Annotated in this window: 27 protein-coding genes; 9 read left to right on the forward strand and 18 right to left on the reverse strand. The window is 70.9% G+C overall.

Annotated elements, in window-relative coordinates; translation table 11 throughout:
* Positions 1-49: 49 nt before the first annotated feature.
* From trpB to ppk2, 7 genes are all read right to left on the reverse strand, one after another.
* Positions 50-1,240, reverse strand: a complete 1,191-nt coding sequence (gene trpB, locus AB0N02_RS13960) for a tryptophan synthase subunit beta (RefSeq protein WP_363945931.1) — start codon at positions 1,238-1,240, stop codon at positions 50-52.
* Positions 1,241-1,291: 51 nt separating this feature from the next.
* A complete protein-coding gene (trpC, locus tag AB0N02_RS13965; protein ID WP_363945746.1) occupies positions 1,292-2,101 on the reverse strand; it encodes an indole-3-glycerol phosphate synthase TrpC in 810 nt (269 codons plus the stop codon).
* 169 nt (positions 2,102-2,270) lie between these two features.
* On the reverse strand, positions 2,271-2,663 hold the full coding sequence (locus tag AB0N02_RS13970) for a DUF2752 domain-containing protein (protein ID WP_363945748.1): 393 nt from the start codon (positions 2,661-2,663) through the stop codon (positions 2,271-2,273).
* Positions 2,664-2,820: 157 nt separating this feature from the next.
* The gene (locus tag AB0N02_RS13975) at positions 2,821-3,207 is read right to left on the reverse strand and encodes a DUF4190 domain-containing protein (RefSeq protein ID WP_363945750.1); all 387 of its coding nucleotides are present in this window, start codon (positions 3,205-3,207) and stop codon (positions 2,821-2,823) included.
* Positions 3,208-3,318: 111 nt separating this feature from the next.
* The gene (locus AB0N02_RS13980; RefSeq protein ID WP_363945752.1) at positions 3,319-4,068 is read right to left on the reverse strand and encodes a Trp biosynthesis-associated membrane protein; all 750 of its coding nucleotides are present in this window, start codon (positions 4,066-4,068) and stop codon (positions 3,319-3,321) included.
* The gene (gene hisI / locus AB0N02_RS13985) at positions 4,065-4,412 is read right to left on the reverse strand and encodes a phosphoribosyl-AMP cyclohydrolase (protein ID WP_363945754.1); all 348 of its coding nucleotides are present in this window, start codon (positions 4,410-4,412) and stop codon (positions 4,065-4,067) included. The genes AB0N02_RS13980 and hisI overlap by 4 nt, the downstream gene beginning before the upstream one ends.
* Before the next feature lie 277 nt (positions 4,413-4,689).
* Positions 4,690-5,649: a polyphosphate kinase 2 gene (gene ppk2, locus AB0N02_RS13990; RefSeq protein ID WP_363945755.1), complete on the reverse strand. Its 960-nt coding sequence runs from the start codon at positions 5,647-5,649 to the stop codon at positions 4,690-4,692.
* Between the two features lie 366 nt (positions 5,650-6,015).
* Here ppk2 and AB0N02_RS13995 point away from each other — a divergent pair, with 366 nt between their 5' ends.
* The 5 genes from AB0N02_RS13995 (at position 6,016) to AB0N02_RS14015 (ending at position 10,382) form a co-directional block, all read left to right on the forward strand.
* Positions 6,016-7,158, forward strand: a complete 1,143-nt coding sequence (locus tag AB0N02_RS13995; protein WP_363945756.1) for an LLM class flavin-dependent oxidoreductase — start codon at positions 6,016-6,018, stop codon at positions 7,156-7,158.
* Positions 7,155-8,063: an amino acid ABC transporter permease gene (locus tag AB0N02_RS14000; RefSeq protein WP_363945757.1), complete on the forward strand. Its 909-nt coding sequence runs from the start codon at positions 7,155-7,157 to the stop codon at positions 8,061-8,063. The genes AB0N02_RS13995 and AB0N02_RS14000 overlap by 4 nt, the downstream gene beginning before the upstream one ends.
* On the forward strand, positions 8,060-8,824 hold the full coding sequence (locus AB0N02_RS14005; protein WP_363945758.1) for an amino acid ABC transporter ATP-binding protein: 765 nt from the start codon (positions 8,060-8,062) through the stop codon (positions 8,822-8,824). Before AB0N02_RS14000 ends, AB0N02_RS14005 begins: the two co-directional genes overlap by 4 nt.
* An 83-nt stretch (positions 8,825-8,907) precedes the next feature.
* A complete protein-coding gene (locus tag AB0N02_RS14010) occupies positions 8,908-9,915 on the forward strand; it encodes an ABC transporter substrate-binding protein (protein ID WP_363945759.1) in 1,008 nt (335 codons plus the stop codon).
* On the forward strand, positions 9,912-10,382 hold the full coding sequence (locus AB0N02_RS14015) for a GNAT family N-acetyltransferase (protein ID WP_363945761.1): 471 nt from the start codon (positions 9,912-9,914) through the stop codon (positions 10,380-10,382). Before AB0N02_RS14010 ends, AB0N02_RS14015 begins: the two co-directional genes overlap by 4 nt.
* Positions 10,383-10,403: 21 nt before the next feature.
* On the opposite strand, the gene AB0N02_RS14020 is transcribed toward AB0N02_RS14015, so the two are convergent.
* Complete coding sequence (locus AB0N02_RS14020) at positions 10,404-12,176, reverse strand: ABC transporter ATP-binding protein (protein ID WP_363945763.1); 1,773 nt, start codon at positions 12,174-12,176, stop codon at positions 10,404-10,406.
* The gene (locus AB0N02_RS14025; RefSeq protein WP_363945933.1) at positions 12,173-13,954 is read right to left on the reverse strand and encodes an ABC transporter ATP-binding protein; all 1,782 of its coding nucleotides are present in this window, start codon (positions 13,952-13,954) and stop codon (positions 12,173-12,175) included. Before AB0N02_RS14025 ends, AB0N02_RS14020 begins: the two co-directional genes overlap by 4 nt.
* A gap of 171 nt (positions 13,955-14,125) precedes the next feature.
* Between AB0N02_RS14025 and AB0N02_RS14030 the strand changes: the two genes are divergently transcribed.
* A complete protein-coding gene (locus AB0N02_RS14030; protein WP_363945765.1) occupies positions 14,126-14,758 on the forward strand; it encodes a TIGR03085 family metal-binding protein in 633 nt (210 codons plus the stop codon).
* A 189-nt stretch (positions 14,759-14,947) separates the two neighbouring features.
* Here the strand turns inward: AB0N02_RS14030 and AB0N02_RS14035 are convergent, their stop codons facing one another.
* The 3 genes from AB0N02_RS14035 to AB0N02_RS14045 all read right to left on the reverse strand — a co-directional run bounded on the left by AB0N02_RS14035 (position 14,948) and on the right by AB0N02_RS14045 (position 18,184).
* Positions 14,948-16,003, reverse strand: coding sequence for a hypothetical protein (locus AB0N02_RS14035; protein ID WP_363945767.1), 1,056 nt, complete (start codon positions 16,001-16,003; stop codon positions 14,948-14,950).
* A gap of 26 nt (positions 16,004-16,029) precedes the next feature.
* Complete coding sequence (locus AB0N02_RS14040; protein ID WP_363945768.1) at positions 16,030-16,929, reverse strand: hypothetical protein; 900 nt, start codon at positions 16,927-16,929, stop codon at positions 16,030-16,032.
* Between the two features lie 586 nt (positions 16,930-17,515).
* Complete coding sequence (locus AB0N02_RS14045; RefSeq protein ID WP_363945769.1) at positions 17,516-18,184, reverse strand: MerR family transcriptional regulator; 669 nt, start codon at positions 18,182-18,184, stop codon at positions 17,516-17,518.
* A gap of 85 nt (positions 18,185-18,269) precedes the next feature.
* Here AB0N02_RS14045 and AB0N02_RS14050 point away from each other — a divergent pair, with 85 nt between their 5' ends.
* From AB0N02_RS14050 to AB0N02_RS14060, 3 genes are all read left to right on the forward strand, one after another.
* Positions 18,270-19,232 carry a hypothetical protein gene (locus AB0N02_RS14050; protein ID WP_363945770.1) on the forward strand — a complete coding sequence of 321 codons (963 nt, stop codon included), beginning with the start codon at positions 18,270-18,272 and terminating at the stop codon, positions 19,230-19,232.
* 277 nt (positions 19,233-19,509) lie between these two features.
* Positions 19,510-19,671: a hypothetical protein gene (locus AB0N02_RS14055; RefSeq protein WP_363945772.1), complete on the forward strand. Its 162-nt coding sequence runs from the start codon at positions 19,510-19,512 to the stop codon at positions 19,669-19,671.
* Positions 19,672-19,813: 142 nt separating this feature from the next.
* Positions 19,814-21,208: a glutamine synthetase family protein gene (locus tag AB0N02_RS14060; protein ID WP_363945774.1), complete on the forward strand. Its 1,395-nt coding sequence runs from the start codon at positions 19,814-19,816 to the stop codon at positions 21,206-21,208.
* Between the two features lie 18 nt (positions 21,209-21,226).
* Here the strand turns inward: AB0N02_RS14060 and AB0N02_RS14065 are convergent, their stop codons facing one another.
* From AB0N02_RS14065 to AB0N02_RS14090, 6 genes are all read right to left on the reverse strand, one after another.
* Positions 21,227-22,669, reverse strand: coding sequence for a DHA2 family efflux MFS transporter permease subunit (locus AB0N02_RS14065; RefSeq protein WP_363945775.1), 1,443 nt, complete (start codon positions 22,667-22,669; stop codon positions 21,227-21,229).
* Between the two features lie 74 nt (positions 22,670-22,743).
* Positions 22,744-23,232, reverse strand: a complete 489-nt coding sequence (locus tag AB0N02_RS14070; protein WP_363945776.1) for a MarR family transcriptional regulator — start codon at positions 23,230-23,232, stop codon at positions 22,744-22,746.
* 764 nt (positions 23,233-23,996) lie between these two features.
* The gene (hisF, locus tag AB0N02_RS14075) at positions 23,997-24,767 is read right to left on the reverse strand and encodes an imidazole glycerol phosphate synthase subunit HisF (protein WP_363945777.1); all 771 of its coding nucleotides are present in this window, start codon (positions 24,765-24,767) and stop codon (positions 23,997-23,999) included.
* A 31-nt stretch (positions 24,768-24,798) separates the two neighbouring features.
* Positions 24,799-25,206: a RidA family protein gene (locus AB0N02_RS14080; protein WP_363945779.1), complete on the reverse strand. Its 408-nt coding sequence runs from the start codon at positions 25,204-25,206 to the stop codon at positions 24,799-24,801.
* Between the two features lie 29 nt (positions 25,207-25,235).
* Positions 25,236-25,958, reverse strand: a complete 723-nt coding sequence (priA, locus tag AB0N02_RS14085; RefSeq protein ID WP_363945781.1) for a bifunctional 1-(5-phosphoribosyl)-5-((5-phosphoribosylamino)methylideneamino)imidazole-4-carboxamide isomerase/phosphoribosylanthranilate isomerase PriA — start codon at positions 25,956-25,958, stop codon at positions 25,236-25,238.
* 4 nt (positions 25,959-25,962) lie between these two features.
* Positions 25,963-26,304: a hypothetical protein gene (locus tag AB0N02_RS14090; protein ID WP_363945782.1), complete on the reverse strand. Its 342-nt coding sequence runs from the start codon at positions 26,302-26,304 to the stop codon at positions 25,963-25,965.
* Positions 26,305-26,391: the final 87 nt, after the last annotated feature.

Below are 26,391 nucleotides of genomic sequence, written 5' to 3' on the forward strand. Positions count from 1 at the left end.
TTGTGGCCTCCGTCCCCTCCGGTGCACCGGAGGGGAAGCAAGTCGGTCGTCAGAGGTTGAAGTACTTCATCGCGGTGCCCATGTCCTTGTCGCCCCGGCCCGAGAGGTTGACCAGGATGGTCGCCTCGGGGCCCAGCTCACGGCCGAGCTTGAGGGCTCCGGCGAGCGCGTGCGAGGACTCGATCGCCGGGATGATGCCCTCGGTGCGGGCCAGCAGCGCGAAGGCGTCCATGGCCTCGGCGTCGGTGATGCCGTGGTAGGAGGCGCGCCCGGTGTCCTTGAGCCAGGCGTGCTCGGGGCCGACACCGGGATAGTCGAGCCCCGCGGAGATCGAGTGGGACTCGATCGTCTGGCCCTCCTCGTCCTGCAGCACGTAGGTGCGCGAGCCGTGCAGGACCCCGATCGAGCCCTCGGTGAGGGTGAGGGCGTGCTCGCCGGTCTCCCGGCCCCGGCCGCCCGCCTCGTAGCCGTGCAGCTGGACGCTCTCGTCACCGAGGAAGGCGTGGAAGATGCCGATCGCGTTGGAGCCGCCGCCGACCGCCGCGGCGACCGCGTCGGGGAGCCTTCCGGTGAGTTCCAGCATCTGGCGGCGGGCCTCGACGCCGATGATGCGGGCGAAGTCGCGGACGATCTCCGGGAACGGGTGCGGCCCGGCGATGGTGCCGAACAGGTAGTGCGTGTGGTCGACGTTGGCCACCCAGTCGCGGAAGGCCTCGTTGATGGCGTCCTTGAGGGTCTGGCTGCCGTTGGTGACCGGGACGACGGTGGCGCCGAGCAGCTTCATGCGGGCCACGTTGAGCGCCTGGCGCTCGCAGTCGACGGCCCCCATGTAGATCACGCACTCCAGGCCCATCAGGGCCGCGGCGGTCGCGGTCGCGACACCGTGCTGGCCCGCGCCCGTCTCGGCGATCACCCGGGTCTTGCCGAGTCGCTTGGTGAGCAGCGCCTGGCCGAGCACGTTGTTGATCTTGTGTGCGCCGGTGTGGGTCAGATCCTCGCGCTTCAGCACGATCCGGGCGCCGCCCGCCTGCTCGGAGAAACGCGACACCTCGGTGAGCGTGGTCGGCCGCCCGGCGTAAGTCCGCAGCAGGTGGTGGAACTCACGGAGGAACTCGATGTCGTTGCGGGCCTTCTCGTATTCGGCCGCGACCTCGTCAAGCGCCGGAATGAGGGCCTCGGGCACATAACGGCCACCAAAAACGCCGAACTTGCCATGAATGTCCGGATCGTTGCCGTAAATGCCGTTTCCTGCGAGGTCGGCGGGAGTGAGAAGAATTTCGTCTGCCACTGCTTACTGCCCCTCAGGTCGGGATGCGGGGTGGGCACCGGCGGTCACCAGGTCGACCACCGCGGCCCGCGGGTCCTTACCGGTGACCAGACTCTCGCCGACCAGGACGGCGTCGGCGCCGGCCCTGGCGTAGGCGAGCAGGTCGTGGGGGCCGCGCACGCCCGACTCGGCGATCTTGATGACGCCCTCCGGGATCTTCGGGGCGAGCTTGGCGAACACGTCCCGGTCCACCTCGAGGGTCTTGAGGTTGCGCGCGTTGACACCGATGATCTTCGCTCCGGCCGCGAGCGCCCGGTCGAGCTCCTCCTCGGTGTGCACCTCGACCAGCGGGGCCAGCCCGATCGACTCGGCCCGCTCGATGAGCGAGACCAGGGCGTTCTGCTCCAGCGCGGCCACGATCAGCAGCACGAGGTCGGCACCGTAGGCGCGGGCTTCCCACAGCTGGTAGGAGGTGACGACGAAGTCCTTGCGCAGCACCGGGATGTCGACCACGGCGCGCACGGCGGCCAGGTCGTCGAGGCTGCCGCCGAAGCGGCGCCGCTCGGTCAGCACGCTGATGACATGCGCGCCGCCGGACTCGTAGTCACCGGCGAGCGCCGCGGGGTCGGCGATCGCGGCCAGCGCTCCCTTGGACGGGCTGGACCGCTTCACCTCGGCGATGACCGCCACCTGGTCGCCGCCGAGGGCGGCGTAGGCGTCGCGAGGCGCGGGCGCCCGCCGGGCGCGCTCCTTGAGCTCGGCCAGCGACACCGCGGCCTGCCGATCGGCCAGGTCGGCGCGGACGCCTTCGAGGATCTCCTCCAGCACGCTCACTTGTCCTCCTCGCGAAACTCGGAGGTCACGCTCGCGAACGCTGCCACACGCATGGTCCGCTCGCTCCACTCGCTCACGAGTAAGGCCCCTCCCGATCGATTGCCCTTGTCCCGCCGATGCTATCGGCCTTGCCGGGGTCACCCCGCCACCGGGTGACGCCTATAGGTGACTAGGGGGCCAAGAATTCCCCAAATGGAACATTTCGAACTATCCAGAAAACGATCATTAAAGCAAGAAATGTCCACACATAGGAAGGATGTATGGATTTTCCGGCGGACGGTCTGCCCTGCCAGGAAAACAGCGCCCAGCGTCCCCACAACAGCACGGCGACCGGAATCAGGATCACGACGAACGGGTTCAGCCCGAGCGCCGCGCCGAGATCACCGTGGGTGAGCGCGTGCACGGCCCGCAGCCCCCCGCAGCCCGGACAGTAGAGCCCGGTGAGCATCAGGAACGGGCACGTGGGATAGTGCCCGGGCTCGTTGGGGTCGACCAGGCCCACGTAGACGACCGCGGCGCCCGCGGCCAGGGCGGCGGCGAGCGGTCCCAGCACGGCCCGCACCCGCGGCCCCCGCGCCGTCACGGTCCTTCCGGTCACCATCGGCCCGCCCGAAACCCCTCTGTCGGTGACGAGTGTCACCAGCCACGATACTCAAAGCGGGACCGGATGACCGGGAGCAACCCGTCACCCGGGGGACGTCGGCGCCGGTGGCCGGGGCTCAGGATCCGTAGCTCGAGTAGCTCGAACCCGCGATGACGCCGATCGCGACCAGCCAGGCCAGGACGGCCAGCCAGCAGAGCACCCCGAAGTAGGACATGATCAGGCCGGCGATCGCCATACCGCGTCCCTCCTCGCCGGTGCGCTTGATCTGGTTCAGCGAGATGTGGCCGAGCACGATGCCCACGATCGAGGTGAGACCGCACACGAAGAGCCCGGCGATGCCCAGGATCAGGGTCGCGATGGCCATGCCGTTGTTGCCGCGCGGCGGCTGCGCGCCGTAGCCATAGGGATCGTAGCCACCACCGGGCGGCGTACCGTACCCGCCCGGAGGTCCGTAGCCACCCTGCGGGGGGCCGTACCCGCCGGGCTGGTTCCCATAGCTCATGAATGACTCCCCTTTGAACAGGTTGCGGGCGAGATCCTAGCGAAATCAGGTCTTTCCCGAGCGGCCGTGCCGAGGTCGTGGGCAAGTTGTGACCGGGCGGGGAACCCCGGGTCAGCGCCCGTCGCGGCCTTCGCGGCCTTCGCGCCGTCCCGCCGCCGGGCTCCCGGCCTCACCACTGGTCTCGGGGCCCGTCTCGGGGCCCGTCTCGGGGTCCGTCTCGGGGTCCGTCTCGGGGTCCGTCTCGGGGTCCGTCTCGGGGTCCGTCTCGGGGTCCGTCTCGGGATCGAGCGTGGGGTCGGCGCCCACGTCGATCGCGTCCCACAGCTCCCGGTCGGTCGGGGTGCCGCGGGCGGGGACGCGGCCCGCGCCCCCGGAGCCCGTGCCGTGACGGTCGTAGCGCTCCGACATGCCGGGCCAGCGGCCGCCCCTGACTGCGGCGACCACTCCCCCGGCGAGCAGGACGATCCCGCCGGCGGCGGCGACCAGCGGCCAGGCCGCGGTGGCGATCCGCAGGTTGTCGGCCGTACCGGCGGCCATGGGCGCGTGCTCGGCCGCGACGGCCAGTCCGGCGTCCGACCAGCCTCCGCTCAGCGCCCCGGCGATCACGCCCGCCCCGCAGAGCGCCATCACGACGCCGACGACCCTGCGCCACACCCCCTTGGTCGCGAGCACCGCGACCACCGCGGCCAGGGCCGCCCAGGCCGCGGGCCCCAGCGCCGGCACCAGCTCCGCGGCGGGGACCGGCACGGTACGCGTGCCGTACGTCACGGTGACCCAGTCACGCCCGGCGGCCAGCAGCACGAGCCCGGCGCCCGCCGCGCAGGCGACCACCCAGGTCCACAGCGCCCGCCTGGCCGTCACGCGGAGGTCACCTCCAGTGAGCCCGCGTCGAAGCAGGTCCGGTCGCCGGTGTGGCAGGCGGCGCCCACCTGGTCGACCTTGAGCAGGATCGTGTCGCCGTCGCAGTCGAGGGAGACGGACTTGACGTGCTGGACGTGACCGGAGGTGTCGCCCTTCACCCAGTAGGCCTCGCGGCTGCGCGACCAGTAGGTGGCACGGCCCGTGGTGAGCGTGCGGTGCAGCGCCTCGTCGTCCATCCAGGCGAGCATCAGCACCTCACCGGTGTCGTACTGCTGGGCCACGGCGGGCACCAGCCCGTCCGCGGTGCGCTTCAGCCGGGCGGCGATGTCGGGGTCAAGGGACATGCGGTAATTGTGCCGCAACCAGGTGGAGGGGTGGCATCCGGCATGGCCGGCCCGCCGGCCCGCCGGGTCACCGCTCCCACCGGCACCGGCGGAAACGGGACGGCGCGGAACGGCACAGGGCGGTCCGGCACAGGGCGGTCCGGCACAGGGCGGTCCGGCACGGCCCGGGACGGTCCAGAACGGCCCGGGACGGCCTGGGACCTCCTTAATTGACTCAGGACACTCCAGGACAGCACGGGATGATTCGGGGCGCCCCGGGACGGGGGGACGAGCGGGGTCAGCGTGTGCGGTCGTCGTCGAACAGGTCGGCCGCGTGAACGACGATCTTGGGGTCGGGCTCGCCGACGATCTCCCAGTCCTTGTTGGTGTAGTCGAACCGGCTCAGGAGGTGGCGCATGGCCTCCACCCTGGCCCGCTTCTTGTCATTGCTCTTGATCACCGTCCACGGCGCCGCCTCCGTGTCGGTGTGCAGGAACATGTCCTCCTTGGCCTGGGTGTACTCGTCCCACTTGTCCAGTGACTCCAGGTCCATGGGCGACAGCTTCCACTGCCGCACCGGGTCCACCTGGCGGATGATGAAACGGGTGCGCTGCTCGGAGCGGGAGACGGAGAACCAGAACTTCACCAGGTGGATGCCGTCGCGGACGAGCATGCGCTCGAACGCGGGGGCCTGCTCCATGAACTCCATGTACTCCTCGGGCGTGGCGAAGCCCATCACGCGCTCGACCCCGGCGCGGTTGTACCAGGAGCGGTCGAAGAAGACCATCTCCCCCGCGGCGGGCAGGTGGGAGATGTAGCGCTGGAAGTACCACTGGGTGCTCTCGCGCTCGCTCGGCTTCTCCAGCGCGACGACGCCGGCCCCGCGCGGGTTGAGGTGCTCCATGAAGCGCTTGATCGTGCCGCCCTTGCCCGCCGCGTCGCGCCCCTCGAACAGGACCACCAGCCGGCCGCCGGTGTCCTTGGTCCAGTACTGGAGTTTGAGCAGCTCGATCTGGAGCAGCCGTTTGGTCCGGTCGTACTCCGCGCGGTCCATGCGTTCCCCGTAGGGATACTTCTCCCGCCAGGTGTCCACGGGGGTGCCGTCCAGCCGTACCAGTACGGGGTCGTCGTCATCGTCGTCCAGAACCCGCAGGTTCGGCAGGTCGTCGAGCAGGTCGCTGTGGGCCACGGCGGAACGCACGTCGAGCACGGGATAACGCCGCCCGTGCTTGGGCTCGTCGCCCAGTAGATCGGTCATGGACTTCCCTTCCCCGAGGGCAGAACTTCGCGCTCGCGGCTGCCACTACCTCTATGTCAGCACGTTAATCGCTGTCTTGGGGCATCCAACAGCTCTTGTCATGACATGTCGGTCAGAGTTCACCCATCCACTGTGGTCATGACAAAAACCTACTAAACCAGTAGGTCTTGACGGAATTGGCGGCCTGTGTTGAAGTGAGGCCATGCAGGCCGAGTTCCCCCCGGCGATCCGCGGCCACATCGCGCCGTGCCGCGCGTCGTCCCCTTCGTGTCGTCGCTGACACCGCGCCCCGCAGCGGCACGCCCGCCGCGCCGCCCTGCCCGGGCGGCCCTCTCGCCCAGACGACCTGCCAGAAAGGCTTCAGCCATGCCCGTCGAGTTCTTAGGCATCGGTGGCACCGACGACGGATCGGAGACGACACCGCGCTCGGGGCCCGCGTTCGACAAACAGTTCACGCTACGGCTGGCACGGGCGCACCAGGAGCACGGCTGGGACCGGGTCCTGTTCGCCCACCGCTCGGCGGCGCCCGATCCCGCCCAGGTGGCGGCCTACGTCGCCGCGCGGGTCGAGGAGCTGGGGATCGTGCTGGCCCACCGGCCCAACGTGTCCCACCCGACGTTCGCCCTGAGGACCTTCGCGACGCTCGACCAGATCAGCGACGGCCGGCTGACCGTGCACTTCGTCAACGGGGGCGACACCCACGAGCAGGGCCGGGAGGGCGACTTCCTGACCAAGGACCGGCGCCACTCGCGCACCAGGGAGTACATCCAGATCGTCAAGAGGGGCTGGACGTCCACGACCCCCTTCTCCCACGAGGGGGAGCACTACCGGTTCGAGGACTTCCGGTCCGACGTCTTCCCCGTACAGCGGCCGCGGCCCCAGGTGTCCTTCGGCGGCTCCTCCCCCACGGCCTACGCGACCGGCGGCGCGGAGGCGGACGTCTACTGCCTGTGGGGCGAGCCGCTGGCCCAGACCGCCGAGCAGATCGCCGCGGTCAGGAGCGCGGCGCTGGCGGCCGGGCGCAGCGTGCTGCCCCGCTTCCAGGTGGCGTTCCGGCCCGTCATCGCGCCGACCGAGGAACTGGCCTGGGACAGGGCCCACCGCACGCTGGAGGCCGTCAAGGCGGCCAAGGCCGGTGCCGCCCCGGTACGGCGCCCGCCCGCGGGCGGCTCCCCGGAGAACCCCGGATCCCGGCGGCCCCTCGAGGCCGCCGCCCGGGGCGACCGGTACGACCGCGCGCTGTGGACCCCCACCGCGGCGGCCATCGGCGGCGCGGGCGACTCGACCGCCCTGGTCGGCACGCCGGAGACCGTGGCCCAGGCGCTGCTCGACTACTACGACCTCGGTGTGGAGATCATCTCCGCGCGCGGCCACGACCCGCTGACCGACGCCGTCGACTTCGGCCGCCACGTCATCCCCATCGTCCGCGAGGAGGTCGCCAAACGAGATCGCGAACGTGAGGCGGCCGAGGCCCCGCGACGCCCCGTGAGCACCCTGGCCGCGCGATGAGCCGCCCCTCGGTCGAAGTCCCGGCCCCCCGCTCCGAGCTCCTCGACGGCCCCGGCGCGCCCGTGGACGGCGCCGCGCCGCCGCCCGTGCCGAAGGTGGTCACCACCAAGCATCCCGGCCGGTGGGTGGCCGCGGCCGCCGTCGGCGTGCTGCTCGCCATGGCGGCCAGCGCGCTGATCACCAACCCCGCCTGGGACTGGGGCGTCGTCGGGGAGTACCTGTTCGCGCCCTCGGTGCTGCGCGCGGTCCTGTTCACACTGCAGCTGACCGGGATGGGAATCGTCTTCGGCTTCCTGCTGGGCACCGTGCTCGCGATCATGCGGCTGTCGAGGAACCCGCTGCTGTCGTCGGTCGCCTGGGGCTACATCGCGCTGTTCCGGTCGATCCCGCTCATCCTGCAGCTGCTGTTCTGGTACAACCTGGCCCTGCTGTACCAGAGGATCTCCTTCGGCGTGCCGTTCGGCCCGGCGTTCTTCGACATCGGGACCATGGAACTGATCGGCCCGGTCACCGCCGCCGTCCTCGGGCTCTCGCTCCACCAGGCCGCCTACTGCGGCGAGATCGTCAGGGCCGGGCTGCTCTCGGTGGACCCCGGCCAGCGCGAGGCCGCGGCGGCGCTCGGCATCCCCTGGGCGAGGCAGCTGTTCCGGATCATCCTCCCGCAGGCGATGCGGTCGATCGTGCCCACCGCGGGCAACGAGATCATCGGCCTGGTCAAGGGCACCTCGGTGGTCTACATCATGGCTCTGCCCGAGCTCTTCTACCAGGTCCAGGTGATCTACAGCCGCAACGGCAGGGTCATCGCGCTGCTGCTGGTCGCGACCATCTGGTACCTGGCCATCACCTCGGTGCTGTCCGTCGCGCAGCACTACGTCGAACGCCACTACGCGAAGGGCCGCGCATGAGCACCGCGATGGTCGAGCTCAGGGACGTGCACAAGAGCTTCGGCTCGCTGGAGGTCCTGCGCGGTGTCGACCTGCGGGTCGCCCCCGGCGAGGTCACGGTGATCCTCGGCCCCTCGGGCTCGGGCAAGTCGACCCTGCTGCGCACCGTCAACCACCTGGAGAAGGTGGACAGGGGATCGGTGCTCGTGGACGGCGAACTGGTCGGTTACCGCCGCTCCGGCGACAGGCTGTACGAGCTGCGCGAGCGCGAGATCCTCCGGCAGCGGACCCTGATCGGGTTCGTCTTCCAGAGCTTCAACCTCTTCCCGCACCTGACCTCGCTGGAGAACGTCGTCGAGGCGCCGGTCTCGGCGCAGCGCCGGCCCAGGGCCGAGGTCCGGGAGCAGGCGCTGCGGCTGCTCGACCGGGTCGGGCTCCTCGACAAGAAGGACGCCTACCCCCGCCAGCTGTCCGGCGGCCAGCAGCAGCGGGTCGCCATCGCCCGCGCGCTGGCCCTGGAGCCGAAGGTCATCCTCTTCGACGAGCCGACCTCGGCGCTGGATCCCGAGCTGGTCGGCGAGGTGCTCGACGTGGTGAAGGACCTCGCCGGCAGCGGCACCACCATGATCGTCGTCACCCACGAGGTCGGGTTCGCCCGCGAGGTGGCCGACACCGTCGTCTTCATGGACGGCGGACGCGTCGTCGAGCAGGGACCGCCCGCCCAGGTCCTCGACTCCCCCCGCCACGAGCGGACCCGCACCTTCCTCAGCAAGGTCCTCTAGCCCCCTGGCACCCCCGGCCCCGGACACCCCGAGCAGGACCCCCACATCCCCTTTCGCACGGTTCATCGGAAATTAGGACTGAAATGTCGCTCCTCTCCAGACTGACCCCCGCTCTCATCGCCCTACCGCTCCTGCTCACCGCCTGCGGCGGCACCGGGACGCCCCCGGCCGGTTCCGGGACCGGCGCCAAGACCACCGAGAAGGCGGCGGCTCCGGCGGCGCCCGGCGGCGCGAAGATCAACACCTCCCCCGAGCAGAACCGGGTGCGCGCCGACAAGGTGGACACGATCGCCGCCGAGGTGCCCGAGGCGATCCGCTCGAAGGGCGAGCTCTACGTCGGCCTCAACGCCGACGGCGGCACCCCGCCGCTGTCCTTCCTCGCCGACGACGACACCACCCCGATCGGCGTCGAGACCGACATCGCCCACCTCGTCGCCGACGTCCTCGGGCTGAGGGTCAAGCAGGAGAACACCTCCTGGGAGAACCTGTTCCTGGCGACGAGGTCCGGCAAGTACGACGTGGCCTTCAGCAACGTCACGGTGACCGAGGAGCGCAAGGACATCTACGACTTCGCCACCTACCGGGTCGACCAGCTCGCCTGGCAGACGGCGAAGAACAGCCCGATCACCCAGATCAGGCAGGCCTCCGACATCGCCGGGCACACGGTCGGGGTCGGCTCGGGCACCAACCAGGAGAAGATCCTGCTCGAGTGGGACGCGCAGAACCAGAAGGCCGGTCTCAAGCCCGCGCAGATCCAGAACTACCAGAAGTACACCGACGTGCTGCTCTCGCTGAAGTCCGGGCGCATCGAGGCCTACTTCGGCCCCAACCCGTCCCTCTCCTACCAGGCGGCCATCACCGGTGACACGAAGATCGTCGGAACGGTCTCGGGCGGCGGCGCCTCCCTCCAGGGCCTGATCGCGGCCATGACCAAGAAGGACAGCGGGCTCGTCAAGCCTGTCAGCGACGCGCTCAACGCGGTCATCAAGAACGGCAAGTACGCCGAGGTGCTCAACCGCTGGGGCCTGGCCAACGAGGCCGTCTCCGAGTCGCAGATCAACCCGCCCGGCCTGCCGAGGCAGGCGAAGTGACCGTCGACTCCGTCGAGGTACGACACGTCACGGTCCGCGACCCCGAGGTCAGGCCGCTCCTGGCGGACCTGCACGTGGAGTACACCAGCCGCTACGGCCCCAACGAGGAGCTCAGCCGCTATCCCGACGACGACTTCTCCCCCGTCAGGGGAGGCGCGTTCCTGATCCTCGTCGAGAACGGGGAGACCGTCGCCGGCGGCGCGTTCCGCCGCTACGACGAGCGGACCGCCGAGCTGAAGCGGATCTGGACCCACCCCGGCCACCGGCGGCGCGGGCTCGGTGCCGCCGTGGTGCGCGAGCTGGAGCTGGAGGCCGTACGGCAGGGCTACCGCAGGATCTACCTGACGACCGGCCCCCGCCAGCCCGAGGCCTCGGGTCTCTACCTGGCCACCGGTTACACCCCGCTCTACGACCTGCGGGCCGCCCCCGAGACGGTCGGCCCGCACCCCTTCGAGAAGAACCTCTGACCCGCCCGTCCGCTCCCGTCCCTAGGAGCGGGCGGCGGAGACCCAGGAGGCGTGCAGGTCGGCGTAGACGCCCGGCTCGGCGACGAGGTCGGCGTGCGGGCCGCGCTGGACGACGCGGCCCCGCTCGAAGACCAGCACCTCGTCGGCCGCCTCGGCGGTGGACAGGCGGTGGGCGATGGAGATGGCGGTACGGCCCCGCGTGACCCCCTCCAGCGCGCGGGCCAGCCGTACCTCGGTCGCCGGGTCGACCGCGGAGGTCGCCTCGTCGAGCAGGAGGAGGTCGGGGTCGGCCAGGTAGGCGCGGACCAGGGCGACGAGCTGGCGCTCCCCCGCCGACAGCGACTCCCCGCGCTGGCCGACCCCGGTGGCCAGGCCCGCGGGCAGGCCGTCCAGCCAGTCGGCGAGTCCCAGCTCGGTCAAGGCCAGCAGGATCTCCGGCGCGGTCGCCGACGGGCGGCCGAAGCGGATGTTCTCCTCCAGGGTGCCGTCGAACAGGAAGCCGTCCTGGGGCACCATGACGATCCGTTCACGCAGCGAGGAGAAACGGATCCCGCGCAAGTCCTCGCCGTCGACGACGACCCGGCCGGTGACCGGGTCCATCAGGCGGGTGAGGAGCTTGGCGAAGGTCGTCTTGCCCGAGCCGGTCTCCCCGACCACCGCGATCCGCGAGCGCGGCGGGATGTGCACCGAGACCTCGCTCAGCACCGGCGCGCCGCCGGGGTAGGCGAACCCGACGTCCTCGAAGGAGACGGAGATGGGGCCGCGCGGCAGTTCGACGCCCTCGTGGCCGGGGTCGGCGACGTCGGGCGGGGTGTCGAGGACGCCGAGGACGCGGCGCCAGCCGGCCACGGCGTTCTGCGCCTCGTTGAGCACCTCGGTGGCGATCTGCATGGGCGAGATGAACAGCGTGATCAGGAACAGGAAGGCGATCAGGCGTCCGGCGGTGATGTCGCCCGCGACGCCCAGGCGCACGCCGAGCAGCACGACCGCGGTGAGCGCCACCGCGGCGACGATGTCGGTCAGCGGGAAGATCGTGGCGACGATCCGCTGGGTGCGGGCCTGCGCGGCCTTGTTGGCCTCGATCGCCACGTCCAGCCGCTCCGCTGTGCGGGCCTCGGAGCCGTGGGCCCGGATCACCGCGGCGCCCACGACCGACTCGCTGACGGCGGCGAGCATGTCGCCCGCGCGCTCGCGGACCTGCGTGTAGGCCCCCGACAGCCACCGCTGGAAGCGCGGCAGCACGACCATGAGCGGCAGGAAGCACGCCCAGACCGTCAGGGCCAGCTGCCAGGAGTAGACGAACATCAGCACGGTGGTGACGAGGAGCTGCCCCAGGGCGATGATGATCGACAGCCCGCCCCACTGCATGAACGTGCTGATCTGGTCGACGTCGCCGGTGACCCTGGAGACGAGGGAGCCGCGCCGCTCGGCGTTCTGGGTGAGCACCGACAGGTCGTGCACGTGCCGGAACGCCCGGGTCCTGAGCGTGGCCAGGGAGGTCTCGGTCGCCTTGTACAGGCGCACGTTCATCAGGTAGGCGCACAGCGTGGTGAGGACCACGGCCGCCGCGCACAGCAGCACGGCCGCGCGGATGTAGGGCAGGTCGGGCACCGTGCCCTTGAGTCCCCGGTCGATGGTCTGCTGGACGGCGACCGGGACGATGACCTTGCCGATCGTCGCCAGCACGGCCAGCGCGAGCGTCCCGGCCAGCCCCCTGCGGAACTCCGGTGTGAGCGACAGGCCGTGCCGTACGGTGGCCAGCGCCGACCTGTCAACCCCGTGGAGCGAGCTCACGCGCTGACCTCTTCCTCTTCCTCGGCGCCGAGCGCCTCGCGCTCGGCCTCCTCGCGTTCGTATGCGGTGACCAGGTTGCGGTAGCCCTCGCAGCGGAGCAGCAGTTCCTCGTGGGCCCCCTGGTCGGCGACCCGGCCGTGTTCGAGGTAGACGACCTCGTCGGCCAGGGCGATGGTGGCCATCCGGTAGGCCACGACGACCACGGTGGAGGCCTGGGATGCGTCCCGCAGGCCCTGCAGGATCCGGGCCTCGACCTGCGGGTCGACGCTGGAGGTCGCGTCGTCCAGGACGAGCAGCCGGGGGCGGCGGACCAGGGCGCGGGCCAGGGCCAGCCGCTGGCGCTGGCCGCCCGACAGGGTCGCGCCGCGTTCGCCGACCTTGGTGCCGAGCCCGTCGGGCAGCGCGCTGACGAAGCCGTCGGCCTGGGCCAGGCGCAGCGCCGCCCAGACGGCCTCGTCACCGGCCCGCAGGCCGAGGGTGACGTTGCCGCGCACGGTGTCGTCGAACAGGAACGTCTGCTGCGGCACCAGCGCCACGGCCTCGCTGACGCCGCCCTTGGCGACCTCGCGCAGGTCGACGCCGTCCACGAGCACGGCCCCGGCCGTCGGGTCGACCAGGCGGACGAAGGTCTGGGTGAGGGTGGACTTGCCCGAGCCGGTCGGGCCGACCAGCGCGACCGTGCGGCCCGCCTCGAGCGTGAGGTCCACGCCGTGCAGGACCGGCGAGTCGCCGTAGGCGTAGTCCAGGTCGCGGACCTCCAGACGGGCGGGGGCGGGCCCAGGCAGCGTGGCGGTGCCGTACTCCATGGAGCCCGTCTGGTCGAGCACCGCCCGCACCCGCTCATAGCCGACGACGGCGCGGGGCAGCTCGGCCAGCACCCAGCCGAGGGCGCGGATGGGGAAGGCCAGCAGGGTGAACAGGTAGGCGACCTGGACCAGGACGCCCGCGTCGATCGCGCCGCTCTCCAGCCGTTCGGCGCCGACCAGCAGCACTGCGAGGACGCCCAGGGTCGGCAGCGCCTCCAGGACCGGGTCGAACAGGCCGCGGACCCGGCCGACGGCGATGTTGGCGTCGCGCAGCAGCCGGGCCTTGTCTCCGAACCTGGCGGTCTCCTCGTCCTCGCGGCCGAGGGTCTTGATGACCAGGGCGCCGTCGAAGCTCTCGTGCGCGATCTCGCTGACCTCGGCGCGCAGCTGCTGGGCTCGGGTGACCAGCGGGCTGAGCCTGCGCTGGTAGACGAAGTTGAGCACGGCGATCGCCGGGAAGATCAGGAAGCCGACGAGGGCGAGGACCGGGTCGGTGAACACCATCGCGACGGCGGCGGTGACCAGCATGACGACCACGCCCACCGCCATCGGCAGCGGGGCCAGCGGCGCCCAGGCCGCCTCGGCGTCGGCGCTGGCGTTGGACAGCAGCTGGCCCGTGGGGTGCCGGTGGTGCCAGGAGAGGGGCAGCCTGAGGTACTGGCGGGTGACGTCCCGCCGGGAGCCGGCCTGCATCCGGTACTGCATGACCCCGGCGAAGTAACGCCGCCCGGCGATGCCCAGCGCCTTGAACAGCGCGACGCCGAGGATGAGCACCGCGCTGAGCACGAGCGCGCCGGTGGTCACCTCGCCCGCGGCGAAGGAGGGCAGTACGAGGTTCTGGGTGGCCCAGCCCAGGGCCCACGCCGAGGCGACCGTCATGACACCGTAGACGCCACTGGCCAGAACCGCGACGGTGAAGACCGCCTTCTCTGCCCGGATGGCAACCCCGAGTACGCGGAGCCCCTGACGCATGACGGCGGAAGTCACCTTGCTCGCCACTCGGGGGGTGTCCTTTCAAAGAGGGATGTGTTGCTACTTATGTCACTATCACGCCAGATCAAGGAGTTATTCCCTGAGCCCCTCCTCCAAGGAGCACAACGACCGTCCGAAATCCTCCGGTAACAGGATGGTTAGGATGATCAGATGACATATGCCCGTGCCGAACGCGCCGCGCTCGCCGACCTCCTCGTCCGGCTCGGTCAGACGGCCCCGACGCTCTGCGAGGGCTGGACCACCTTCGATCTGGCCGCCCACCTCGTGCTGCGCGAGAGGCGCCTGGACGCCGCCGGCGGCATCGCGCTCAGGCCGCTGGCCCGATACACCGCCTCGGTCCAGGAGTCGCTGAAGGCCGGACACGGCTACGCGGGCCTGGTCGAGCTGGTCCGCACCGGCCCCGGCGGCCCCTACGGCCTCGTCCCCGGCCTGGACGAGGCCGTCAACACCCTGGAACTCTTCGTCCACCACGAGGACGTACGGCGCGCACAGCCGGGCTGGGAGCCGCGTGAGCTCCCCACCGGCCTCGACGAGATCCTCTGGAAGCGGCTGCGGCCCCTGGGACGCCTGACGCTGCGCCGATCGCCGGTCGGCGTGGTGCTGCACCGCATCGGCGGCGGCGTCGCGCTCGGCGGTCCCGCGGGCGGCCCGCGGGTCGAGGTGACCGGCCTCGCGGGCGAACTCCTGCTGTTCTGCTTCGGCCGCCAGCGCCACGCCAGGGTGGACGTCACCGGTGACGACCGGGACGTGGCCAGGCTGATGGGCGCGCGGCTGGGCGTCTGAGCCCCCTGCCCGTGAACCCCCTGCCCGCCCGCGCCCGGCCCGGGGATCAGGCGGCGCCCGGCCTCGGAGAGGACCGGGAGGCCGGAACGACCGGCGGGAGGTCCGCGCCCCGGACGAGGCCCCGGACGAGGCCCCGGACGAGGCCCCGGACGAGGCCCCGGACGGAGGCGGGAACGGGGACGGGGACGCCTATCCCAGGGACGTCAGCGGGGCGCGCGTGAGAGCCCTGCCCGCCCGGGTCGGATAACCGTGGTGGCCGAAGTCGCGCAGGCCTCCGCCCGCGCCGTACCAGGAGACGATCTCGGCGTCGAGCCGGGCCCGCTGCTCGATCACGTCGGCCACCGCCTTGCCGCACTCGCGGACCGTCTCGGTGCTCAGGTAGGGGAAGCCCGCCAGCAGGTCGAGGGTGACCGCCTCGTCGACCTCGTTCCCGTCGAGGCCCGGGTGCCCGGCGATCGGCCCGACGAAGTCTCCGGGCAGCCCCAGCTCGGCGCAGCGCAGCCGGAACAGCTCCGGGAGCTCCGGCTCGGGCTCCTTCATCGGGAAGAGCGTCGAGATCAGCGCCAGCGGGAAGTTGTAGGCGTACACGCCGAGCGAGGCCATGATCGCCATCGTCGCGGGCAGCGGCTGGGCCCGCAGCAGCCGCTCGCGGGGGACGCCGACCGCGAGCAGGGACCGCTCCAGCAGGCGGTCGCGGTCACGCTCGGTCATGTAGAGGCGCATCAGCTCCTCCCACGCCCGCAGCCCGAGGTCGTCGCGGGCCAGCGCCGGGGCCAGGGCTCGGGGGCACAGGTGGGTGATGTGCCAGTACTCGATCGCGTAGCCGATGAGCTGCTCGCGGGTCACGGTGCCCTCGGCGAGGGCCCGGAGCAGGGGACTGCCGACCTCGGTGTGCACCCTGCCGGCGAGGCGGCGCAGGTAGGCGTAGGCGCTGACGCCGCTCATCCCGTCCCGCGCCCCGCTCTCCGCCTCGGCGATCATGCCCTGCTCGTCGAGCGCGGCGAGCATCTCGTCGTACTCCTCGGGGCTGCCCGGGAACGCCGCGCCCAGCTCGGCGGCGCTCAGCCCGCCCTCGGCCAGCACGGTGACGAAGTCCTGGAAGCGCTGGGCCCGCCCCTCTCCGGGTTCGAACTCGACGAACCTGCGCCCGTCGAGGTAGGTGAACCCGATGCCGCCGTCCGCCGTGGGACCCGACCGTACGCCAGGCCGCAGCGAGGGCCGCTGGAAACCGGCGAAGTCGCTCATCATCTCTCCTGTCGGGATCTCGCCGCTCAGATCTCGGCGATGCGCAGCAGCGGGCGCCGGGGATCGGAGTAGTGCTCCAGGATGCCGTTGTAGAAGGCCGCGTAGGACTCCATGAACAGGTGCGCCTTGGCCAGCCAGCGCCGCTCGGTCTCCTCGTCGATCCCCGGCACCCGGGCGAACAGCTCCCGGCTGACGGATCCGTGGTCGTGGACGGCGTTGACCCTGGCGTGCGCGCGCATCGGCTCGACGAAGGCGGAGTCGAGGCCGGCCCTGTCACAGGCGGCCAGGAAGAGGTCGTAGGCGACGCTCCCCCCGGCGTCACGGTTGTCCGGATCCAGACGGCCCTCCAGCACGCCGACCGTGGCGACGAAGAACAGCGGGTCGGTCCGCGCCCACCAGGACAGCATCTTGATCAGGGCGGTGGTCGTCGGCAGCGGGCGGGCCGCCAGCAGGTCGTCGCGCGTGATGCCGAGCGGCCGGAAGGCACGGAGCACGATGTCGTCGTGGCGGTGCTCCTCCAGGTAGAAGTCGTTGAGCATCTCCCTGAGGTCGGCGCTCTCGGCCAGGGCGAGGACCGCGGAGTCGAACTCCTTCTCCCGGAACAGGAAGAACCAGTTCTCGAGCCCGAAGCCGAAGAAGACGTTGCGGTGCAGTTCCTCCGGGCGTTCCAGCATCTTCCGCCAGAACGGCCCGGCGAAGACCAGGTCCTCCAGGAGCCGGTTGAGGACCTCCTCCAGGCGCGACAGGACCGCCTGCCCGGAGGAGGCCGCCGGGGCGGCGCCGTCGTCGACCAGGCCCCAGACCACGGCGGGCTCGACGATCTCGCGCACCGCCTCACTGTCGAGGCCGGTCTCGCGCTCCAGGTCCTCGATCGTCCTGCTGCCGTCGAGCAGCTTGAGCAGGTCCAGGAAATCGTCCCTGCTCATGCCCTCCGGGGCTTCGACCTCCAGGACTCCGGAAGAGGTGTGCAATTCGGCCTCGCCCTTCTCTCCGATGCGCAATGATGCGCGCAGACAGGGCTTTACCGGAAGAAAGTTCACAGACACTGTCAATTCCCTTTGACGTCGGAGGGGAGCGCAGGCCGGGACGAGATGCGGGAGGAAGATCCGGCGCCGGGGACACCGTCCCCGGACGGTCGGTCACTTACAGGTGAACGACGGAAGGGCGCCGACCTTGGCACGATGCCTGATCCACATGGCACGCCCCCTCATCTCTCTGTCTCTCTGCGACAGCAAAGAAAGCTGCACAACCGTACATACTGATCGTTTTACAGATATGCAACGAACAGAGTCAGACCCTAAGGTCGTCACATACACGAGTCAAGTACGGCAATGCGCGTTGTCATGAATCGCTATCGCCCTGCGAATAAACGTGAAGCATCACTCAAAGTGATTTCTTCGGCGGCGGAAGGGGCCCGCCGGTACGGCACGCGCACCGGCGCCCCCTCCCACCCTCCGGACGAATGACGCCCCGCCACGATCACCGGGCGGGCCGCACGCGGCCGGGACGCGATCAGGACGGCCCCCCGGGCCCCGGCTCCTCGCAGGCGGGGTCCCGCAGGACCTCGCCGAGCAGCCGGGCCGAGACGTTGGCCTGCGCGACACGGCGCAGGGCGGCGACCAGCGCGTCCCCCAGGGAGGTTCCGACGACGACCACCTCGACCATCCGCTCCAGGTTCGGCTCCTCGGCCATGGAGGCGACGTCGGCCTCCGCGATCCGGGCCGCCGCCTCGGCGTACTCGTCGAGGCGGTCCAGGATGCCCCGGTAACCCAGCCCCTCGAGGGTGAGCAGCACCCCGGCCAGGGTCCGCATCGCGGGGCTGTCGGAGTCGTGCAGCCAGCCGTGCCGGGCGATCAGCTCCTCCGCCCCGCGCGTCGCGGCCGCCCACTCCTCGCCCTCCCCCGGCTCCCTCCTGGGCGTGATGGTCTTCTGGGCGTGGCCCAGCCGGTCGTGCAGGCTGTGCCGGGGGTCGTCGAGATGCCCGAGCAGGTCGCGGATGTCGGCGATCGACAGACCGGCGTAGTCGGCCATGGCCCGCACCAGCATGATCCGCCGAACGTGCTCCTGACCGTATCTCGCCTGGTTCGGGCTGGTCCGCTCGCCGCTGGGGAGCAGCCCCTCCCGCAGATAGAACTTGATCATCGGGACGGACACCCCCGTCACCCGGCTCAGGTCCGCCATCCGCACAACCGCCTCCTCTTGTGGTCAGCCTTCAGCTTAGCTATAGATAATAGATAAATCCGTTATCCGTGTGAAAGGTCCCCCTATGGCCCGCCGGCATCGCCCACTGCTCCTCCTGTCCGCGATCATGGCCGTCCTGACGATCATCTCGCTCGGCGGCGTCCTTCTTGACCATCGCGTTCTCGACGGCATGCCGATCTGGGCGAAACCCCTGAAGTTCACCGTCTCCTTCACGGTCTACGGCCTGACCTGGGCGTGGCTTCTCTCCCTGCGACACCGGGCGCCACGCTGGGGCTGGTGGCTGGGCACCGTGCTGGCGATCACGAGCGTGGTCGAGGTGGCGGTGATCATCGGCCAGGTCGTCCGCGGGCGGCGCAGTCACTTCAACGTCTCCACCCCCCTGGACTCCTCGCTCTTCGCCCTCATGGGCGCGACCATCACGATTCTCATGATCGCCAATCTGGTGGCGGCCGTCCTGGTGCTGCGCGAGCGCCAGGCCGACCCGGTCGGCACCTGGGCCATCCGCATCGGGCTGGTCGTCTCCGCCGCCGGCCTGGGCCTGGCCGCGCTGATGCTCCCGCCGACCGCCGCCCAGCTCGCCGACGTCGCCACCACGGTCGCCGGAGCCCACAGCGTCGGCGTCCCCGACGGCGGCCCCGGCCTGCCCCTGATCGGCTGGAGCACCACCGGCGGCGACCTGCGCGTCCCGCACTTCGTGGGCATGCACGCCCTGCAGGTCATGCCGCTGCTCGCCCTGCTCTCCAGGCGAATCCGTAACCAGGCCGTCCGCCTGCGCCTGGTGGTCATCGGCGGCGCCGGTTACGCCGGGCTCGTGGCCCTGGTGACCTGGCAGGCCCTGCGCGGCCAGCCGCTCCTGCGCCCCGACGGCCTCACGCTGGGCGCGGCGGGCCTGCTCATGCTGGGGGTCGCGGTCGCCGTACGGCTGACCCTGCGCGCCCCCGCACGCAGGTCCCCGCGCGTCGCCGCCACCGACGTCACCGCCGCGCCCGAGCCCGCCCCCGAACCCTCCGCCCTGGAGACGCGCTGAGGGGACTCACCCGCTGCTCACGGCACCGATCACGGCCCGCGCGGCCCCGCCGCCTCCCTAGCGCTACCGGTATATCTGTCAGTCAGGATTGGACATAATCGCCTCGCCACCGCACCATGGCGGAGGTGGTCCATGCCAATCCTGTGATCCGGCCATGGATTACCGGGGTACGAGAGGTATGATCATCAAAAATCCGGGAGCCACTCGGGCCGAAGATGCCAAAGATCCTTAAAATCCGGGTATAAACGGCTGGGACTGGAACAGCAGGAGGCCCCCCATGCAGGTCAAGAAGGTCGCCACCTACGTAGCGGTGGCGTTCGTGGCCTTTTATCTGTTCACCAGACCCGCCGATGCGGCGAACGCGGTGAACGGAGTCTTCGACGGGATCGTGAGGGGGGCAGACCAGTTGGCTCTGTTCTTCACACGAGTGCTGCGCTGACCGCCGGTGGGGGTTTGCCCCACCCCTGACATGTCTCACTCGGCGCTCCCGCCCGCCATACGCGGGAGCGCGTACCCCTCGTGACAGCGGATCACCGCTCGATGTGCTTCCACTCCCCCGCGGGACGTGTTACGCAGAGAGCATGGCAGATCGCTACGGTGTCACCGGGGTCCATCCGCTCGACCCTGCGGAGCGGCGCGTTCTCGAACGTACCGAGACGGAGGGCATCGAGCTGGTCCGTTTCCTGTACGCCGACCACGGTGGCGTGATCCGCGGCAAGGCCGTCTCGCGCTCCCGGCTGGCGGAACGGCTCGGCTCGGGCATCGGGCACACCGTGGCGATGATGGCGATGAACATGCTCGACCAGCTCCAGGAGGTCGAGCGGCTCGGGCCCGTCGGCGAGGTCCGCCTCGTCCCCGACCCGGCCACGTTCGTCGCCCTCCCCTACGCCCCGGGCGCGGCTGCCATGCTGGCGGATCTGCGCGAGCCCGACGGCTCCCCGTGGGCCGCCTGCCCGCGCACCTTCCTTCGCGAGGCCATCGCCGTCCTCGCGGACGAGGGACTCGCCGCGGTCGCCGCCTACGAACCCGAGTTCACCCTTGGCCGCCGCGTACCCGGCCCCGACGGGGAACCGGACAGGCTCCTGCCCGCGGACGACAGCCTCTGCTACGCCACCTCGGGTTTCGACCAGGCCCACGACTACGCCATGAGCCTGGTCCGTGCCCTGCAGGCACAGGGCCTGCGGGTCGAGCACTACCATCCCGAGCTCGGGCACGGTCAGCAGGAGCTGTCCATCCGGCACGCTCCGGCCATGCGCGCCGCCGACAACCAGGTGATCTACCGGGAGACCGTACGGGGTGTGGCGTTCCGCGCGTCCCTGTGGGCCTCCCTGGCTCCGAAGCCCATCGCCGACCAGGCCGGAAACGGCGCGCACCTGCACATCTCCCTGTGGGACCCCGAACTCCGGGTCAACGCCTTCAGCGATCCCTCCGACCGCTACGGCCTGTCCGAGACGGCCTACCGTTTCATCGGCGGCCTTATCGCGCACCTTCCCGCACTCACCGCGCTGACCTGCGGCTCGGTGAACGGTTTCCGGCGCCTCGCGCCGAGGATGTGGTCGAGCGCCTACGCCTGCTACGGGATGGACAACAGGGAGGCGGCCGTGCGGATCTGCTCCCCCATGAGAACGGCCGTCGAGGCGTCGACCAACCTGGAGATCAAGCCCTCCGACTCCTCGGCCAACCCCTACCTGTCGCTCGGCGCCGTCATCCACGCCGGCCTGGACGGCATCCGCAGAAAACTCGATCCCGGCGAGGCCGTCAACGTCGACCCCGCCACCCTGCCCGAGGGCGCGGTCGCCCGCCTGCCCCGCTCGCTGGACGAGGCGCTGGACGCCCTGGAGGCCGACGACGTCCTGATGGACGCCCTCGGCCCCCTGCGCGCCTCCGCCTACCTCGCGGTCAAACGCTCCGAGGCCCGCGCCTTCGCCGCACAGGACCTCGCCTACGAGCTCTTCCACCACTTCCGCGTCTTCTGACCGCGCCCGCCGGAGGGGTCAGGCCACCGCGCCGGAGGCGGAGACCTCCGCCTCGTCCCCCCGCCGTGGCCCGCGCAGCACGAGGAACGCGACGGCGAAGGCCGCCACGAGGAGCCCCGCGCCGACCGCGAAGGCCAGGTGGTAGCCGCCGGTCAGCGCCTCGGCCCGCTCTCCGCCCTCCGCGAGCAGATCGCCGGTCCGGGAGGCCGCCAGCGTGGACAGCACCGCCACGCCCAGCGCCATGCCGATCTGCTGGGTGGTGTTGAACAGCCCGGAGGCGAGCCCGGCGTCGCCCTCCCCGGCACCGGACATGCCGAGCGCGGTCAGCGCCGGAAGGGCGAGCCCGAAGCCCGACCCGAGCAGCATCACCGGAAGCAGGTCGGTGAGGTAGTCCGCGTGCACGGGGATCCGGGCGAGCAGCACGAGCATCCCGACCAGCAGCGCCAGGCCCGCCAGCAGGACGTTGCGCTCGCCGAAACGGGCGTTGAGCCGGGCCGAGACTCCCAGGGAGACCACGCCGATGACCACCGCCGCGGGCAGCATCGCCAGGCCGGTCCCGGCGGCGCCGTACCCGCCCACCTTCTGCAGGTAGAGGGCGACGAGGACCTGGAAGGAGAACAGCGCGGCGACCATCAGGATCTGGACCAGGTTGGCCCCCGACACGCTGCGCGAGCGGAAGATCCGCAGCGGCATGAGCGGGACCCTCGCGGTGGCCTGGCGGACGAGGAAGGCGGCGAGCAGGACGAGGGCGAAGGCACCGGAACCGAGCGTGGACGCCGAGGCCCACCCGTACTCCTCGACCCTGACGACGGTGAGGATGCCCAGCATCAGCCCGGCGCTGACCAGGAGGGCGCCGGCGACGTCCACTCCGGCCGCGAGGCCGAGGCCGCGGTCGGCGGGCAGCACGCGTACGGCGACCGCGAGCGTCGCGAGCCCGATCGGCAGGTTGATGAAGAAGATCCAGTGCCAGCCGAGTGCGTCGGTGAGGACACCGCCGAGCACCGAGCCGATCGAGGCGCCCGCGGCGCCGGTGAAGCTGAAGACGGCGATCGCCCTGGAACGCTCCCCTGGATCGGCGAACAGCGTCACGAGGATGCCCAGGCTGACCGCGGCGGCCGCCGCGCTGCCCACCCCCTGCAGAAACCTGGCGACGATCAGCACGGCGGGGGCGGTGGCCACGCCCGCGAGCACCGAGGCCGCGGTGAACACCGCGGTGCCCGCCAGGAACACGCGCCTGCGGCCGATCAGGTCGCCGAGCCGCCCGGCCAGCAGCAGCAGGCTGCCGAACGCGATCAGGTAGGCGTTGACGACCCAGCTGAGCCCGGCCGGGGAGAACCCCAGGTCGGCTTGGATGGCCGGCATCGCCACGGTCACGATGCTGCCGTCGAGGATGGTCATCAACATTCCCGTGGCGATCACCCCAAGGGCGAGCCAGCGGGAAGGAGCGGGGGTCGTGGGCATGGTGTCTCTCCTGTCAGGAAGGCAACAGAAGAGACCGTAGCAGATAGTTTTGTAACAGACGATCCTTAACAGACCTACTTCGTCCGCTGACGCGCCCGCCGGACCGGCTGGGGATTCTCGGCCGGAACGGCCAGGTGCCCGGTGACCAGGCGGTTCATGACCCTCAGGAAGACCTCCCGCTCGTCCTCGGAGAGCGCGGCCAGCGCCTCCCCGTGCACTCGGTCGACGATCTCCTGGCTCCGCTCGGCGATCCTCGCCCCCTCCTCGGTGACCGCGATGATGCGAGCCCGGCGATCCGTGCCGGAGGGACGGCGCTCGGCGAGACCGGCCTTCTCCAGGGCGTCGACCGTCACCACCATCGTGGTCTTGTCCATGTCACCGATCTCGGCGAGCTGGATCTGGGTGCGCTCCTCCTCCAGAGCGTGGACCAGCACGCAGTGCATGCGCGCGGTGAGCCCGATCTCGCCGAGCGCCGCCGACATCCGGGTCCGCAGGACGTGACCGGTGTGGTCCAGCAGGAACGACAGGTCCGGTTGGGTGCTGACAGGCGCCATGGTGGTCATACCAACCAGCCTAGCAATTCGATCCGTAACAGATTATCCACCAAAACCCCACCCACCCCCTCCCACAAAACCCGCGACCACCCCCACACCAACGCCATTCAGCCACCCACCCCCCTTCCACACCGCCGCGACAACCCCCAGCCGTTCCCCCTCAGAGGGCCACCCCACAGATACCCGTGAACCCACCCAAGGATCAGGGGTGGGCAACAGGTGCCTCACCGAAGCGACAGTCCCACGGGTGGGAAGGCCCGCCGGCCCTGCGCTCCTTTCGAAAGCGAGGCTTCAGCAACGGCGATCGGTCATGCGGAGAGCTCCGCGGATCGCTTCAGCCTCCATGGGGGCGATGGGCGGCCGGAGAGGGAGCGGCTACGGCGGGCAGGCCGTACGGCGAGCACATGGCGCGGAGGTGGGCGGGTGGTCCGGCCGGCGTATAAAAGGCCAGAAACCACCGCGCCCGCCAGGCCGAAGGCCTGACCCCACCAGCCCGCAACCCACGACGGCCGGCCGGACCACCCGCCCACCTCCGCGCGAACACACCGCCCCCCTCACGCGAACCGGGAAGCAACCAACCCACCCACCCCCGCAGCGCGAACACACCGAACCACCCGCCACCCCAGCGCGAACAACCCAGACCGCCCGCCCCCGCAGCGCGAACACACCGAACCACCCGCCCCCGCAGCGCGAACAACCCAGACCGCCCGCCCAACGCCCATTCGGCAACACCTCACCGAACACCCATCAGCGAGACACCCGTCAACGAGACGTCACCGCACAGGATGCCCCGCAGCGCGCAGGGCGTCCTTCACCTCGGCGATCTTGAGCTGGCCGAAGTGGAACACCGAAGCCGCCAGCACCGCGTCGGCCCCCGCCTCGATCGCCGGCGGGAAGTGCTCCAGGGAACCGGCCCCGCCACTGGCGATCACCGGCACCGAGACGGCCGCCCGTACGGCGCGGATCATCTCCAGGTCGTAGCCGTCACGGGTGCCGTCGCCGTCCATGGAGTTGAGCAGGATCTCCCCCGCGCCGAGCTCCGCCCCCTGGCGGGCCCACTCGACGGCGTCGATGCCGGTGCCCCGGCGCCCCCCGTGGGTGGTGACCTCGAAGCCCGACGGGGTCGGCGGGCCGTCGACGACCCTGCGGGCGTCGACCGACAGCACGATGCACTGCGCGCCGTACCGCTGCGAGGCCTCGGTCAGCAGTTCGGGCCTGGCGATCGCCGCGGTGTTCAGCCCGACCTTGTCGGCCCCCGCGCGCAGCAGCTTGTTCACGTCCTCGACCGAGCGCACTCCCCCGCCGACGGTCAGCGGGATGAAGACCTGCTCGGCCGTCCTGCGGACCACGTCGTACATCGTGGACCGGTCGGAGCTGGAGGCCGTGATGTCCAGGAAGGTCAGCTCGTCGGCCCCCTCGGCGTCGTAGCGCCGGGCCAGCTCGACCGGGTCGCCGGCGTCGCGGAGGTTCTCGAAGTTCACACCCTTGACCACCCGCCCGGCGTCCACGTCCAGACAGGGGATCACTCGTACCGCGACACTCATCCCAAACTCCTCGTTGTCGGCATTCCCGCCCTCATTCGCGGTATGCCTCGACCTCGGCCTCGACCAGCATCCGCGGGTCGATGAGGCCCGCGACCCGCACACCCGTGCAGGTCGGACGGACCTCGCCGAACAGTTCCGCGTGCGCGCGACCGACCTCGTCGTAGTGGTCGTCGTCGACGACGAAGTAACGGACCCGGACCACGTCCCCCCGGGACAGGCCCGCCTTCTCGATGGCGTCCAGCGCGACGCCGAAAGCGGTCAGCGACTGCTGGTAGGCGTCGCCGACGTGCAGGATCTCACCGCCCACCGCGGCGGTGCAGCCGGAGACGATCACCCACGGCCCGGCCACGACGGCACGGGCGTAGCCGTACCGCTCCTCCCAGACGCCACCGCTGAACACCCGGGAACCCGAGCGGTGGCTCATCTCGATCTCGTTCACCTGGTGCTCCGTCCTCCCCCGACGCGCGCCTAGGAGCTCACCGCGGCCAGGGCGTCCTCAAGCGTGAACTCCTGGGCGTAGAGCGCCTTGCCGACGATCGCGCCCTCGACGCCGATCGGGACCAGCGAGGCCAGGGCGCGCAGGTCGTCCAGGGAGGAGACGCCGCCGCTGGCGACCACCGGCTTGTCGGTGCGGGCGCAGACCTCGCGGAGCAGGTCGAGGTTGGGGCCGCGCAGGGTGCCGTCCTTGGTGACGTCGGTGACGACGTAGCGGGGGCAGCCGTCGCGCTCAAGGCGCTCCAGCACCTCCCACAGGTCGCCGCCCTCCTCGGTCCAGCCGCGCGCGGCGAGGGTGGTGCCGCGGACGTCCAGGCCGATCGCGATGCGGTCGCCGTACTCGGCGATGATCCTCGAGCACCAGGCGGGGTTCTCCAGCGCCGCGGTGCCGATGTTGACGCGGCGGCAGCCGGTGGCCAGCGCGGCCTCCAGCGAGGCGTCGTCGCGGATGCCGCCGGACATCTCGACCTTCACGTCGAGCGCGGCCACGACGGAGGCGAGCAGTTCACGGTTGGAGCCCCGGCCGAAGGCCGCGTCGAGGTCGACCAGATGGATCCACTCGGCGCCGGCCTCCTGCCAGGCGAGCGCGGCGGACAGGGGGTCGCCGTACGAGGTCTCGGTGCCTGCCGCACCCTGGACCAGGCGGACCGCCTGGCCGTCGGCGACGTCCACGGCGGGCAGCAGCTCTAGCGACATCTGATCAAGACCTCCGGTCGAAGACAAGGGTGAGAAAAAGCGGCACAAACAGCACCGAGAGTACGAAAACCCCGAACCGTGCGGTCCAGGAGGACCACAGCAGCCAGGCGATGGCCTGGACGACGAAGAACAGGACCGCCACCAGGCCGTTCTGCGCCCTGCGGCGGCGGGCCATGATCCCGCCCTGGACGGCGATCCTGGCGGGCCTGCGGGGCAGGAGCGCGGTGACGCGACCCAAACGCTCGCGCCGCCGCGCCAGCCTGGCATCCCGCTCGGCGCGCAGGGCGGCCAGCCGAGCCTGCTCGGCCTCACGCGCCGCCCTGCGCCTGGCCCGCTCCTTGCTCATGAGGAACGCTCCTGGCTCACGAAGAACGCTCCTTGCTCATGAAGAGGCTCATGAAGAGGCTCACGGAGAGCTCACCGGGGGCTCACC

This window comes from Streptosporangium sp. NPDC051022 (assembly GCF_040683035.1).
GTDB lineage: Bacteria > Actinomycetota > Actinomycetes > Streptosporangiales > Streptosporangiaceae > Streptosporangium.

Excerpts from the sequence above, each read along its gene's own strand:
- AB0N02_RS13975 (WP_363945750.1), bottom strand. The coding sequence starts at position 3,207 with ATGAGCTATGGGAACCAGCCCGGCGGGTACGGCCCCCCGCAGGGTGGC.
- AB0N02_RS14070 (WP_363945776.1), bottom strand. The coding sequence starts at position 23,232 with ATGACCACCATGGCGCCTGTCAGCACCCAACCGGACCTGTCGTTCCTG.
- hisI (WP_363945754.1), bottom strand. The coding sequence starts at position 4,412 with ATGTCCCTTGACCCCGACATCGCCGCCCGGCTGAAGCGCACCGCGGAC.
- hisF (WP_363945777.1), bottom strand. The coding sequence starts at position 24,767 with ATGAGTGTCGCGGTACGAGTGATCCCCTGTCTGGACGTGGACGCCGGG.
- ppk2 (WP_363945755.1), bottom strand. The coding sequence starts at position 5,649 with ATGACCGATCTACTGGGCGACGAGCCCAAGCACGGGCGGCGTTATCCC.
- AB0N02_RS14060 (WP_363945774.1), top strand. The coding sequence starts at position 19,814 with ATGGCAGATCGCTACGGTGTCACCGGGGTCCATCCGCTCGACCCTGCG.
- AB0N02_RS14035 (WP_363945767.1), bottom strand. The coding sequence starts at position 16,003 with ATGAGCGACTTCGCCGGTTTCCAGCGGCCCTCGCTGCGGCCTGGCGTA.
- AB0N02_RS14005 (WP_363945758.1), top strand. The coding sequence starts at position 8,060 with ATGAGCACCGCGATGGTCGAGCTCAGGGACGTGCACAAGAGCTTCGGC.
- AB0N02_RS14010 (WP_363945759.1), top strand. The coding sequence starts at position 8,908 with ATGTCGCTCCTCTCCAGACTGACCCCCGCTCTCATCGCCCTACCGCTC.
- AB0N02_RS14045 (WP_363945769.1), bottom strand. The coding sequence starts at position 18,184 with ATGGCGGACCTGAGCCGGGTGACGGGGGTGTCCGTCCCGATGATCAAG.
- AB0N02_RS14030 (WP_363945765.1), top strand. The coding sequence starts at position 14,126 with ATGACATATGCCCGTGCCGAACGCGCCGCGCTCGCCGACCTCCTCGTC.
- AB0N02_RS14000 (WP_363945757.1), top strand. The coding sequence starts at position 7,155 with ATGAGCCGCCCCTCGGTCGAAGTCCCGGCCCCCCGCTCCGAGCTCCTC.
- AB0N02_RS14040 (WP_363945768.1), bottom strand. The coding sequence starts at position 16,929 with ATGAGCAGGGACGATTTCCTGGACCTGCTCAAGCTGCTCGACGGCAGC.
- AB0N02_RS14025 (WP_363945933.1), bottom strand. The coding sequence starts at position 13,954 with ATGCGTCAGGGGCTCCGCGTACTCGGGGTTGCCATCCGGGCAGAGAAG.
- AB0N02_RS14065 (WP_363945775.1), bottom strand. The coding sequence starts at position 22,669 with ATGCCCACGACCCCCGCTCCTTCCCGCTGGCTCGCCCTTGGGGTGATC.
- AB0N02_RS13995 (WP_363945756.1), top strand. The coding sequence starts at position 6,016 with ATGCCCGTCGAGTTCTTAGGCATCGGTGGCACCGACGACGGATCGGAG.
- AB0N02_RS14090 (WP_363945782.1), bottom strand. The coding sequence starts at position 26,304 with ATGAGCAAGGAGCGGGCCAGGCGCAGGGCGGCGCGTGAGGCCGAGCAG.
- AB0N02_RS14050 (WP_363945770.1), top strand. The coding sequence starts at position 18,270 with ATGGCCCGCCGGCATCGCCCACTGCTCCTCCTGTCCGCGATCATGGCC.
- AB0N02_RS14055 (WP_363945772.1), top strand. The coding sequence starts at position 19,510 with ATGCAGGTCAAGAAGGTCGCCACCTACGTAGCGGTGGCGTTCGTGGCC.
- priA (WP_363945781.1), bottom strand. The coding sequence starts at position 25,958 with ATGTCGCTAGAGCTGCTGCCCGCCGTGGACGTCGCCGACGGCCAGGCG.